The sequence below is a fragment of the Lelliottia sp. CFBP8978 genome, from assembly GCF_034046055.2.
Classification (GTDB): Bacteria; Pseudomonadota; Gammaproteobacteria; order Enterobacterales; family Enterobacteriaceae; genus Enterobacter.
The window spans coordinates 3,866,793-3,879,359 of record NZ_CM188253.1 but is presented as its reverse complement, the minus strand read 5'-3'; the positions used below and the strand labels follow the sequence as shown (position 1 = coordinate 3,879,359).

The window sequence follows — 12,567 nt, the reverse complement described above, 5'->3', positions numbered from 1 at the left end:
TATTCACACCCGCTTCAGTGGGAAACACAAATCCTGCTAAATTGGTCGAAGCATTGGTATGCGGCAAATCCGCAAGGAACAGGTTGATTATGTACGAAGCTCTTTTAGTTGTTTTCCTTATTGTAGCCATCGCTCTCGTAGCGCTGATTATGCTGCAGCAAGGTAAAGGCGCTGATATGGGAGCCTCCTTCGGAGCAGGCGCTTCCGGTACGCTGTTTGGCTCAAGTGGTTCTGCGAACTTCATGACCCGTACAACGGCGATTCTGGCTACGCTGTTCTTCATCATCAGCCTGGCGCTTGGCAATATCAATAGCAACAAGACCAGCAAAGGAAGCGAGTGGGACAATCTGAGTGCTCCGTCTAAAACTGAGCAGACTCAGCCAGCTGAACCGGCTAAGCCGACCAGCGATATCCCGCACTAAGTATTCAGTACCGAGGTGGTGGAATTGGTAGACACGCTACCTTGAGGTGGTAGTGCCCTAACGGGCTTGTGGGTTCGAGTCCCATCCTCGGTACCAATATTCCAGAAAAAAGACGTCGAAAGACGTCTTTTTTTTCGTTTGTCGTTCGGGAGATTTTACCCGATGCCAACCGGCAAATAAAAAAGGCGCCCTCAGGCGCCTTTATTGTTCAGCGTATCAATCACTTCTTATCGCTGTGTTCCAGGTTCTCGACCTGCGGTAAACCATTTCCTGAAGAGGCAGACAGTAAACCGGTCTCGATATAGTTAACCAGTTTCTCGCGCGTATCTGTGATATCCAGATTACGCATGGTCAACTGACCAATACGGTCATCAGGGGAGAATACGGAGTCGCCTTTCTCCATGGTCAGACGCTCTGCTTTGTAGGTCAGGTTGTCAGACACCGTGTTCAGGATGGAGTAATCGTTGCCACGACGCAGTTCAAGTGTCACTTCGCCGGTAATAGCGCTTGCAACCCAACGTTGCAGAGCATCACGCAGCATCAGCGCCTGCGGATCAAACCAGCGACCCTGGTACAGCAATTTACCCAACTGACGACCGTGAGAATGATACTGTTCGATGGTATCTTCGTTGTGAATACCCGTCAGCAAACGCTCGTAAGCAATATGCAGCAGCGCCATCCCTGGGGCTTCATAGATGCCGCGGCTCTTCGCTTCGATGATACGGTTTTCAATCTGATCGCTCATGCCCAAACCGTGGCGGCCACCGATACGGTTAGCTTCAAGCATCAGTTCGACGTCATTTGCAAAGGTTTGACCGTTCAGGGCAACAGGGTGGCCGCGCTCAAAGCGCACAGTCACTTCTTCCGCCTGAATTTTGACATTCTCATCCCAGAACTTAACGCCCATGATCGGGTTGACGATCTTCACGCTGGAGTTCAGGAACTCGAGATCTTTCGCTTCATGCGTTGCGCCCAACATGTTGGAGTCGGTTGAGTAAGCTTTCTCGGCGGACATCTTATAGTCAAAACCGGAAGCGACCATAAACTCGGACATTTCCTGACGGCCACCCAGCTCATCGATAAAGTCAGTATCGAGCCATGGTTTGTAAATCTGCAGTTCGGCGTTCGTCAGCAGGCCATAGCGATAGAAGCGCTCGATATCGTTGCCTTTATAGGTGCTGCCATCGCCCCAGATATTTACGCCGTCGTCTTTCATGGCGGCAACTAGCATCGTACCAGTGACCGCACGACCCAGAGGCGTGGTGTTGAAATAAGTCAGGCCGCCGGTGGTGTTATGGAATGCACCACATTGAATCGCCGCGATACCTTCAGCAACCAGTTGCTTACGGCAGTCAATCAGACGTGCGTTCTCTGCGCCATATTCCATGGCACGACGAGGGATCGCATCATAATCTTCCTCATCCGGCTGGCCCAGGTTCGCAGTATAAGCATAAGGAACCGCTCCCTTTTGGCGCATCCACAGCAGTGCAGCGCTAGTATCCAGGCCACCAGAAAAAGCGATGCCTATACGTTGTCCTACCGGAAGATGCTTGAGAATCGTCGTCATAAAATAAAACCCTGCTTGATTGACTGATTAGAGACCGCTTTCGCTCTCATTGCATGTTTATGCAAAATAAGTGAGTTTTCATTTAATCATCTTTTGACGATGACCGGAAGAGATTCGTGCATTTTTTGTAAAATTTCCTTTGCTGCTGCCTGTTGCGAGACACGCCTGTAAAGTCATGAGTTTATTCAACGCTATTCAGCGTAGCGCATGGAAACCAGAGTTGACAGCCCATCCCTCTAAACAATATAATAAGCACAGATTTTACGTCCCGTCCTCGGTACCAAATCCCAGCATTATTTGCATTTTTTACCCAAAACGAGTAAAATTTGCCACGTTTCAGGCGCGGGGTGGAGCAGCCTGGTAGCTCGTCGGGCTCATAACCCGAAGGTCGTCGGTTCAAATCCGGCCCCCGCAACCACTTTCCTATAAAGTTCTTTTTCAAATATACTGTGAAGACTCAGAGCCTTCGTAGCTGGATTTGAAAAAATTCTTTCAGAAAGTGCTCCAGGCCGCAGTTGCGGCTATAGGGTTCAGTTATCTAAAGCCCCGATTTATCGGGGTTTTTTGTTATCTGACTACAGAATAACTGGGCTTTAGGCCCTTTTTTTATGTCTTGGGGGTGGGCTTGTCCACATTAGAGCAAAAATTAACAGAGATGATTAAAGCACCGGTCGAAGCACTGGGCTACGAACTGGTCGGCATCGAATTTATTCGCAGCCGTACATCCACGCTGCGCATCTATATTGATAGTGAAGATGGCATCAATGTTGATGATTGTGCTGATGTCAGCCACCAGGTGAGTGCGGTTCTTGATGTTGAAGATCCTATTACTGTCGCCTATAACCTGGAAGTTTCCTCGCCTGGCCTCCATCGTCCGATGTTCACTGCTGAACATTACACGCGTTATATCGGTGAAGAAGTGACTGTTGTTCTGCGTATGGCTGTACAAAATCGCCGTAAGTGGCAGGGCATTATTAAGGCCGTTGATGGTGAGATGATCACAGTAACAGTCGAAGGCAAAGATGAAGTGTTCGCGCTGAGTAATATCCAGAAGGCGAACCTGGTTCCCCACTTTTAACAGTCTGGATTGAGGTGAAAAGCCCGCGATGAACAAAGAAATTTTGGCTGTTGTTGAAGCCGTCTCTAACGAGAAATCACTGCCGCGTGAGAAAATTTTCGAAGCGCTGGAAAGTGCACTGGCTACGGCAACCAAGAAAAAATACGAACAAGAGATCGATGTTCGCGTAGAAATCGATCGTAAAAGTGGTGACTTCGATACCTTCCGCCGTTGGGTAATCGTTGAAGAAGTGACCCTACCGACCAAAGAAATTACGCTGGAAGCGGCTCGTTTTGAAGACGAAAGCTTTAATGTCGGCGAATATGTTGAAGATCAGATCGAATCTGTCACCTTTGACCGTATCACTACCCAAACAGCGAAGCAGGTTATCGTACAGAAAGTACGTGAAGCTGAGCGCGCGATGGTAGTTGATCAGTTCCGCGAGCACGAAGGCGAAATTATCACCGGTGTGGTGAAGAAAGTTAACCGCGACAACATCTCTCTGGATCTGGGTAGCAACGCTGAAGCTGTTATCCTGCGCGAAGACATGCTGCCGCGTGAAAACTTCCGCCCAGGCGACCGTATCCGTGGCGTTCTGTACGCTGTGCGTCCGGAAGCGCGTGGTGCGCAACTGTTCGTCACCCGCTCTAAGCCAGAAATGCTGATCGAACTGTTCCGCATTGAGGTGCCAGAAATCGGTGAAGAAGTTATCGAGATCAAAGCAGCGGCCCGCGATCCGGGTTCTCGCGCCAAGATCGCGGTAAAAACCAACGACAAGCGAATCGATCCGGTTGGCGCTTGCGTAGGTATGCGTGGCGCACGTGTTCAGGCGGTATCCACTGAACTCGGTGGCGAACGTATTGATATCGTCCTGTGGGATGACAACCCGGCCCAGTTTGTGATCAACGCAATGGCGCCGGCTGATGTGTCTTCTATCGTTGTTGATGAAGACAAGCACACCATGGATATCGCGGTTGAAGCAGGTAACCTTGCACAAGCTATCGGCCGTAACGGTCAGAACGTGCGTCTGGCTTCTCAGCTGAGCGGCTGGGATCTTAACGTGATGACGGTTGATGATCTGCAGGCTAAGCATCAGGCTGAAGCGCATGCAGCGATCGCTAACTTCACGAAGTACCTGGATATTGACGAAGATTTCGCTACTGTCCTGGTCGAAGAAGGTTTCTCTTCACTGGAAGAACTGGCCTACGTGCCAATTAAAGAACTGCTGGAAATTGACGGCCTGGATGAAGCAACCGTTGAAGCCCTGCGTGAACGCGCTAAAAACGCACTGACCACCCTGGCGCTGGCTCAGGAAGAAAGCCTTGGTGATAACAAGCCGGCTGATGACCTGCTGAATCTGGAAGGTCTTGATCGTGCGATTGCGTTCAAGCTGGCTGCCCGTGGTGTTTGTACGCTGGAAGATCTCGCTGAGCAAGGCGTTGATGACCTGGCTGATATCGAAGGTTTAACCGACGAGAAAGCCGGCGAACTCATCATGGCCGCACGTAATATTTGCTGGTTCGGCGACGAAGCGTAATAAACTGTAGCAGGAAGGAACAGCATGACTGATGTAACTGTAAAATCGCTGGCTGCTGAAATTCAGACCCCCGTGGACCGCCTGGTACAGCAATTTGCTGATGCAGGGATCCCAAAGGGTGCTGATGATTCAGTGACCGCGCAAGAAAAACAAACGTTGTTAGCGCACCTGAACCGTGAACACGGTTCAACGCCTGACAAACTGACGTTGCAGCGTAAAACGCGCAGCACGTTAAATGTTCCTGGTACCGGTGGAAAAAGTAAATCGGTACAAATCGAAGTCCGCAAGACACGCACCTTTGTAAAACGTGATCCGCAAGAGGCCGAGCGCCTTGCAGCGGAAGAGCAGGCGCAGCGTGAAGCGGAAGAGCAAGCCCATCGTGAGGCGGAAGAAACAGCCAAGCGTGAGGCAGTATTAAAAGCTGAACGTGAGGCCGCAGAAAAAGCGAAGCGCGACGCCAGTGACAAAGCGAAGCGTGAAGCTGCGGAAAAAGACAAAGTGAGCAATCAACAGACTGACGAAATGACCAAAACCGCCCAGGCAGAAAAAGCCCGTCGTGAAAATGAAGCAGCGGATCTGAAGCGTAAAGCGGAAGAAGAAGCCCGTCGCAAGCTTGAAGAAGATGCGCGTCGCGTAGCTGAAGAAGCCCGTCGTATGGCGGAAGAAAATGCCGGTGTTTGGGCTGAGCAAGAAAAAGAGAAAGGTGAAGAGGATAAGACTGATTATCACGTCACCACTTCTCAACATGCTCGCCAGGCAGAAGACGAGAACGATCGTGAAGTTGAAGGCGGCCGTGGCCGTACTCGCACGACCAAAGCTGCTCGTCCTCAGAAGAAGGGCAACAAGCACTCTGAATCAAAAGCTGACCGTGAAGAAGCGCGCGCCGCTGTTCGCGGTGGTAAAGGTGGCAAGCGTAAAGGTTCTTCTTTACAGCAGGGCTTCCAGAAACCCGCTCAGGCAGTTAACCGCGACGTTGTGATTGGCGAAACCATCACCGTTGGCGACCTGGCAAACAAAATGGCTGTCAAAGGTTCTCAGGTCATCAAAGCGATGATGAAACTGGGCGCAATGGCAACCATTAACCAGGTTATCGATCAGGAAACCGCGCAGCTGGTTGCTGAAGAGATGGGCCACAAAGTTATCCTGCGTCGTGAAAACGAGCTGGAAGAAGCGGTAATGAGCGACCGTGATACTGGCGCTGCGGCAGAGTCCCGCGCACCGGTTGTGACCATCATGGGTCACGTTGACCACGGTAAAACTTCTCTGCTGGACTACATTCGTTCAACGAAAGTGGCTTCAGGCGAAGCGGGCGGCATTACCCAGCACATCGGTGCTTACCACGTTGAAACTGACAACGGTATGATCACCTTCCTGGATACCCCGGGTCACGCCGCGTTTACCTCTATGCGTGCTCGTGGTGCTCAGGCAACGGATATCGTTGTTCTGGTTGTCGCAGCAGACGATGGCGTGATGCCACAGACTATCGAAGCAATCCAGCACGCGAAAGCGGCGCAGGTGCCGGTAGTTGTTGCGGTGAACAAGATCGATAAGCCAGAAGCTGACATGGATCGCGTTAAAAACGAACTGTCTCAGTACGGCGTAATGCCGGAAGAGTGGGGCGGCGAATCTCAGTTCATCCCAGTATCTGCAAAAGCGGGTACCGGTATTGATGACCTGCTGAACGCTATCCTGCTGCAGGCTGAAGTTCTGGAGCTGAAAGCGGTTCGCAAAGGTATGGCGAGCGGTGCGGTGATCGAATCCTTCCTGGATAAAGGTCGTGGTCCGGTTGCTACCGTACTGGTACGTGAAGGTACGCTGAATAAAGGCGATATCGTTCTGTGTGGCTTCGAATACGGTCGTGTTCGTGCAATGCGTAACGAACTGGGTCAGGAAGTTCTGGAAGCAGGTCCGTCAATTCCTGTGGAAATCCTGGGTCTGTCCGGTGTTCCTGCTGCGGGTGACGAAGTGACCGTTGTTCGTGACGAGAAGAAAGCGCGTGAAGTTGCACTGTATCGTCAGGGCAAATTCCGCGAAGTTAAACTGGCTCGTCAGCAGAAATCTAAACTCGAGAACATGTTCGCTAACATGACTGAAGGCGAAGTTCACGAAGTGAACGTCGTACTGAAAGCGGACGTTCAGGGTTCTGTGGAAGCGATTTCCGATTCTTTACTGAAACTGTCTACCGACGAAGTGAAAGTGAAGATCATCGGTTCTGGCGTAGGTGGTATCACCGAAACCGACGCCACCCTGGCTGCGGCTTCCAACGCTATTCTGGTTGGCTTCAACGTTCGTGCTGATGCCTCTGCGCGTAAAGTTATCGACGCTGAAAGCCTGGACCTGCGCTACTACTCCGTCATCTATCATCTGATTGACGAAGTGAAAGCGGCGATGAGCGGTATGCTGTCTCCAGAACTGAAACAGCAGATCATCGGTCTGGCTGAAGTGCGTGACGTGTTCAAATCACCGAAATTTGGTGCGATCGCGGGCTGTATGGTTACCGAAGGTACCATCAAACGTCACAACCCAATCCGCGTTCTGCGTGACAACGTGGTTATCTACGAAGGCGAGCTGGAATCCCTGCGCCGCTTCAAAGATGACGTTAACGAAGTCCGTAACGGCATGGAATGTGGTATCGGCGTTAAGAACTACAACGATGTTCGCGTTGGCGATATGATCGAAGTCTTCGAAATTATCGAAATCCAGCGTAGCATTGCTTAATCCCTTAAAGGATTAAGAAAATTGTAAGCCGGGTAAGCGAAGCGCCACCCGGCATGAAATATCAAAAGGGGCTTATGGCCCCTTTTTTGTCTGGAGAATTTATTATGGCGAAAGAATTTGGTCGCCCACAGCGCGTGGCCCAGGAGATGCAGAAAGAAATCGCACTCATCCTGCAGCGCGAAATCAAAGACCCACGCGTGGGCATGATGACCACTGTTTCGGGTGTCGAAATGTCCCGTGACCTGGCGTACGCCAAAGTGTTCGTCACTTTCCTGAACGATAAAGACGAAGCCGCAGTGAAAAACGGCATTAAAGCGTTGCAGGAAGCCTCTGGTTTTATCCGCTCCCTGCTGGGTAAAGCAATGCGTTTACGCATCGTACCTGAGCTGACTTTCTTCTATGACAACTCACTGGTAGAAGGTATGCGTATGTCTAACCTTGTTACCAGCGTGGTGAAGCATGACGACGAACGTCGTGTGAACCCGGACGACGAAAAGGAGGACTGATGAGTCGTCCTCGTCGTCGCGGTCGCGATGTGCACGGTGTGTTGTTACTGGATAAGCCACAAGGTGCATCCAGTAACGACGTGCTGCAAAAAGTGAAGCGTATTTATAACGCCAATCGTGCCGGGCATACCGGCGCGCTGGACCCGCTGGCGACAGGTATGCTGCCGGTTTGTCTGGGCGAAGCGACAAAGTTTTCGCAGTATCTGCTCGATTCCGACAAACGCTATCGCGTTATCGCAAAACTGGGCCAGCGTACGGATACCTCCGATGCGGATGGCCAGGTGGTAGAGGAACGTCCGGTAACGTTTAGTGCCGAACAGCTCAGCGCCGCTCTTGAAAGTTTCCGCGGTGAGACCCTGCAAGTGCCATCAATGTATTCAGCGCTGAAATATCAGGGTAAAAAACTGTATGAGTATGCGCGTCAGGGAATCGACGTTCCGCGTGAAGCGCGCCCAATTACGGTCTACGAACTACTGTTCATTCGCCACGAAGGTGACGAGCTGGAGCTGGAAGTTCACTGCTCAAAAGGTACGTACATTCGTACCATTATTGATGACCTGGGTGAAAAGCTGGGCTGCGGTGCGCATGTGATTTACCTGCGTCGTCTGGCGGTCAGTAAGTATCCGGTTGAACGCATGGTGACGCTGGAACATCTTCGCGCGCTGGTTGACCAGGCGGAAGAGCAGGGGATTTCACCCGCAGATCTACTTGATCCGTTGCTGATGCCGATGGACAGCCCTGCGGCCGATTTTCCGATCGTCAATTTGCCGCTCACCTCGTCCGTTTACTTTAAAAATGGTAACCCGGTGCGCACCACTGAAACCCCCCATACGGGTTTGGTTCGTGTGACCGAAGGCGATGAAAATAAGTTCATTGGCATGGGCGAAATAGACGACGAAGGCCGCGTGGCTCCGCGTCGTCTGGTTGTTGAATATCCGGTTTAAGAGATCTACTTGCCTTGCGATAAGCAGGGGAGACGGGTAGAATATCGCCGCTTAACGCCTGGCAAATTGTTTAACAATCGGTGAGGCGTAAACTGGGGTTGCTGAATTAGAGATCGGCACCCTTTCATTCTTTATTTTTTGGAGTTCATCATGTCTCTAAGCGTTGAAGCTAAAGCTAAAATCGTTTCCGAGTTCGGTCGTGGTACTAACGACAGCGGTTCTACCGAAGTTCAGGTTGCCCTGCTGACTGCACAGATTAACCACCTGCAGGGTCACTTTGCAGAGCACAAAAAAGATCACCACAGCCGTCGTGGTCTGCTGCGTATGGTTTCTCAGCGTCGTAAACTGCTCGACTACCTGAAGCGTAAAGATGTTGCACGCTACACCGCGCTGATCGAGCGTCTGGGTCTGCGTCGCTAAGTCTTGCGAGTTTCAGAAAAAGGGGCCTGATGGCCCCTTTTTTCAACCAGACGGCAGCAATTCACTGGAAACTATTGTATTGTTGCTATAAATGATCTTCATTGCAGAGGTTCGCGCGGCTAATGAGAGGCTTCACCCATGGGGGTGTCGGTTGTCATTAGTCGCGAGGATGCGAAGAAGGTCGGGTTAAATCGACAGCACGCCGAGGGTGTGCTGTCAAACATTTAAGAAAGGACAGAATTTTGCTGAATCCGATCGTTCGTAAATTCCAGTATGGCCAGCATACCGTCACACTGGAAACCGGCATGATGGCACGTCAGGCTACTGCTGCCGTTATGGTAAGCATGGATGACACCGCTGTATTCGTGACCGTTGTTGGCCAGAAAAAAGCAAAACCAGGTCAGGACTTTTTCCCTCTGACCGTTAACTATCAGGAGCGTACTTACGCTGCTGGTAAAATCCCGGGTGGCTTCTTCCGTCGTGAAGGTCGTCCAAGCGAAGGCGAAACCCTGATCGCGCGTCTGATTGACCGCCCGGTTCGTCCGCTGTTCCCGGAAGGCTTCGTTAACGAAGTTCAGGTTATTGCCACCGTTGTTTCCGTTAACCCACAGGTTAACCCGGACATCGTCGCAATGATCGGTGCATCCGCTGCACTTTCCCTGTCAGGTATTCCATTCAATGGCCCTATCGGTTCTGCTCGCGTTGGTTACATCAACGACCAGTACGTACTGAACCCAACTCAGGACGAGCTGAAAGAAAGTAAGCTGGACCTGGTTGTTGCAGGTACCGAAGCAGCAGTACTGATGGTTGAATCCGAAGCAGAACTGCTGAGCGAAGACCAGATGCTGGGCGCAGTGGTATTTGGCCACGAGCAGCAGCAGATTGTTATCCAGAACATCAACGACCTGGTTAAAGAAGCCGGTAAACCACGTTGGGACTGGCAGCCAGAAGCCGTTAATGAAGCGCTGAATGCGCGCGTTGCTGCACTGGCTGAAGCGCGTCTGAGCGATGCATACCGCATCACTGACAAACAAGAGCGTTATGCTCAGATTGACGTCATTAAATCTGAAGCCATCGCGACTCTGGTTGCAGAAGACGAGTCTCTGGATGCTAACGAACTGAGCGAAATCCTGCACGCCATTGAGAAAAATGCTGTACGTAGCCGCGTTCTGGCTGGCGAACCGCGTATCGATGGCCGCGAAAAAGACATGATCCGTGGTCTGGATGTGCGTACTGGCGTTCTGCCACGTACTCACGGTTCCGCACTGTTCACTCGTGGTGAAACTCAGGCGCTGGTCACAGCCACTCTGGGTACGGCACGTGATGCACAGAACATCGACGAACTGATGGGCGAGCGCACCGACAGCTTCCTGTTCCACTATAACTTCCCTCCGTACTCCGTAGGTGAAACCGGTATGGTTGGCTCGCCGAAGCGTCGTGAAATTGGTCACGGTCGTCTGGCGAAGCGCGGCGTACTGGCTGTTATGCCAGAAGCTGATAAATTCCCGTACACCGTTCGTGTGGTTTCTGAAATCACCGAATCCAACGGTTCTTCTTCTATGGCTTCCGTGTGTGGCGCATCTCTGGCGCTGATGGATGCAGGTGTGCCAATCAAAGCCGCTGTTGCGGGTATCGCAATGGGTCTGGTGAAAGAAGGCGACAACTTTGTTGTTCTGTCTGACATTCTGGGCGACGAAGATCACCTGGGCGATATGGACTTCAAAGTCGCGGGTTCTCGCGAAGGTATCTCTGCGCTGCAGATGGATATCAAAATTGAAGGTATCACCAAAGAGATCATGCAGGTTGCACTGAACCAGGCTAAAGGTGCGCGTCTGCACATCCTGGGTGTGATGGAGCAGGCGATTAACGCGCCGCGCGGCGACATTTCTCAGTTCGCACCGCGTATCCATACCATTAAGATCAGCCCGGACAAGATCAAAGACGTGATCGGTAAAGGCGGTTCTGTTATCCGCGCTCTGACCGAAGAAACCGGCACCACCATTGAAATCGAAGATGACGGTACTGTGAAGATCGCAGCGACCGACGGTGAAAAAGCGAAATTCGCAATCCGTCGTATCGAAGAGATCACTGCAGAAATCGAAGTGGGCCGTATCTACGCTGGTAAAGTGACCCGTATCGTTGACTTTGGCGCGTTCGTTGCCATCGGTGGCGGTAAAGAAGGTCTGGTTCACATTTCTCAGATCGCTGACAAGCGCGTTGAGAAAGTAACCGACTACCTGCAGATGAACCAGGAAGTCCCGGTTAAAGTTCTGGAAGTTGACCGCCAGGGCCGTATCCGTCTGAGCATTAAAGAAGCAACCGAGCAGTCTCCAGCTGCCGCGCCGGAAGCACCGGCCGCAGAACAAGGCGAGTAAGGTTGCATTTGCCCTCCGCTTCGGCGGAGGGCGTATTATCAGGCAGGACGCCTTGTTAGCAGCCGGGGGACAGGACGTTCATCCAATAGTTGTCTTCGGGAGTGGGAAATGAAGCCTTTTTTGCGCTGGTGTTTCGTTGCGACAGCTTTAACGCTGGCAGGATGCAGCAACTCTGCCTGGCGTAAGAGCGAAGTCCTCGCAGTGCCATTGCAACCGACTTTGCAGCAAGAAGTGATTCTGGCACGCATGGAACAAATTCTTGCCAGTCGGGCTTTAACCGATGATGAACGCGCACAGCTTTTATATGAGCGCGGAGTGTTGTATGATAGTCTCGGTCTGAGGGCACTAGCGCGAAATGATTTTTCACAAGCGTTGGCAATCCGACCTGATATGCCTGAAGTATTCAATTACTTAGGTATATATTTAACGCAGGCAGGCAATTTTGATGCTGCCTATGAAGCGTTTGATTCTGTACTTGAGCTTGATCCAACTTACAACTACGCGCACTTGAATCGCGGTATCGCATTGTATTACGGCGGTCGTGACAAGTTAGCGCAAGATGATCTGCTGGCGTTTTATCAAGACGATCCTAATGATCCTTTCCGCACCCTGTGGCTTTACATCGTTGAGCAGAAGCTCAATGAGAAGCAGGCAAAAGAAGCGTTAAAGCAACGTTTCGATAAATCGGACAAGGAACAGTGGGGATGGAACATTGTCGAGTTCTACCTGGGGAACATTAGCGAAGCAACGCTGATGGAGCGCCTCAAGGCGGACGCAACGGATAACACCTCGCTCGCTGAGCATCTCAGTGAAACCAACTTCTATTTAGGTAAGTACTACCTAAGTCTGGGGGATAAGGACAGCGCTACGGCACTGTTCAAATTAGCGGTCGCTAACAACGTACACAACTTCGTTGAGCACCGTTATGCATTGTTGGAATTATCGCTCTTGGGCCAGGAGCAAGACGACCTGGCAGAATCGGACCAGCAATAGCTGACGTCACCACTTCAGCCCGTAATCA

At 51.4% G+C, this 12,567-nt stretch carries 10 protein-coding genes and 2 tRNA genes; 11 read left to right on the top strand and 1 reads right to left on the bottom strand.

What is annotated here, in order from left to right:
• Positions 1-89: 89 nt before the first annotated feature.
• Positions 90-422 (top strand): preprotein translocase subunit SecG, encoded by a 333-nt coding sequence (secG, locus tag SOM82_RS18170; RefSeq protein ID WP_095283558.1) that lies wholly within the window; start codon positions 90-92, stop codon positions 420-422.
• A 9-nt stretch (positions 423-431) separates the two neighbouring features.
• Positions 432-518 (top strand) — tRNA-Leu (locus tag SOM82_RS18165).
• Between the two features lie 124 nt (positions 519-642).
• Here SOM82_RS18165 and argG read toward each other — a convergent pair.
• Positions 643-1,989, bottom strand: coding sequence for an argininosuccinate synthase (gene argG, locus SOM82_RS18160; RefSeq protein WP_154126408.1), 1,347 nt, complete (start codon positions 1,987-1,989; stop codon positions 643-645).
• 341 nt (positions 1,990-2,330) lie between these two features.
• Between argG and SOM82_RS18155 the strand changes: the two genes are divergently transcribed.
• The 9 genes from SOM82_RS18155 (at position 2,331) to nlpI (ending at position 12,539) form a co-directional block, all read left to right on the top strand.
• Positions 2,331-2,407, top strand: a tRNA-Met gene (locus SOM82_RS18155).
• Between the two features lie 207 nt (positions 2,408-2,614).
• Positions 2,615-3,067, top strand: a complete 453-nt coding sequence (rimP, locus tag SOM82_RS18150; RefSeq protein ID WP_154126407.1) for a ribosome maturation factor RimP — start codon at positions 2,615-2,617, stop codon at positions 3,065-3,067.
• A gap of 28 nt (positions 3,068-3,095) precedes the next feature.
• Positions 3,096-4,583: a transcription termination factor NusA gene (nusA, locus tag SOM82_RS18145; protein ID WP_320460904.1), complete on the top strand. Its 1,488-nt coding sequence runs from the start codon at positions 3,096-3,098 to the stop codon at positions 4,581-4,583.
• A gap of 24 nt (positions 4,584-4,607) precedes the next feature.
• Positions 4,608-7,301, top strand: a complete 2,694-nt coding sequence (gene infB, locus SOM82_RS18140) for a translation initiation factor IF-2 (RefSeq protein ID WP_154126405.1) — start codon at positions 4,608-4,610, stop codon at positions 7,299-7,301.
• 104 nt (positions 7,302-7,405) lie between these two features.
• Positions 7,406-7,807: a 30S ribosome-binding factor RbfA gene (gene rbfA / locus SOM82_RS18135; RefSeq protein ID WP_154126404.1), complete on the top strand. Its 402-nt coding sequence runs from the start codon at positions 7,406-7,408 to the stop codon at positions 7,805-7,807.
• Positions 7,807-8,751, top strand: coding sequence for a tRNA pseudouridine(55) synthase TruB (gene truB, locus SOM82_RS18130; protein WP_154126403.1), 945 nt, complete (start codon positions 7,807-7,809; stop codon positions 8,749-8,751). Before rbfA ends, truB begins: the two co-directional genes overlap by 1 nt.
• 150 nt (positions 8,752-8,901) lie before the next feature.
• The gene (gene rpsO / locus SOM82_RS18125) at positions 8,902-9,171 is read left to right on the top strand and encodes a 30S ribosomal protein S15 (protein ID WP_003861789.1); all 270 of its coding nucleotides are present in this window, start codon (positions 8,902-8,904) and stop codon (positions 9,169-9,171) included.
• A gap of 242 nt (positions 9,172-9,413) precedes the next feature.
• A complete protein-coding gene (gene pnp, locus SOM82_RS18120; RefSeq protein WP_154126402.1) occupies positions 9,414-11,546 on the top strand; it encodes a polyribonucleotide nucleotidyltransferase in 2,133 nt (710 codons plus the stop codon).
• A gap of 108 nt (positions 11,547-11,654) precedes the next feature.
• Positions 11,655-12,539: a lipoprotein NlpI gene (nlpI, locus tag SOM82_RS18115; RefSeq protein ID WP_154126401.1), complete on the top strand. Its 885-nt coding sequence runs from the start codon at positions 11,655-11,657 to the stop codon at positions 12,537-12,539.
• Positions 12,540-12,567 lie beyond the last annotated feature (28 nt).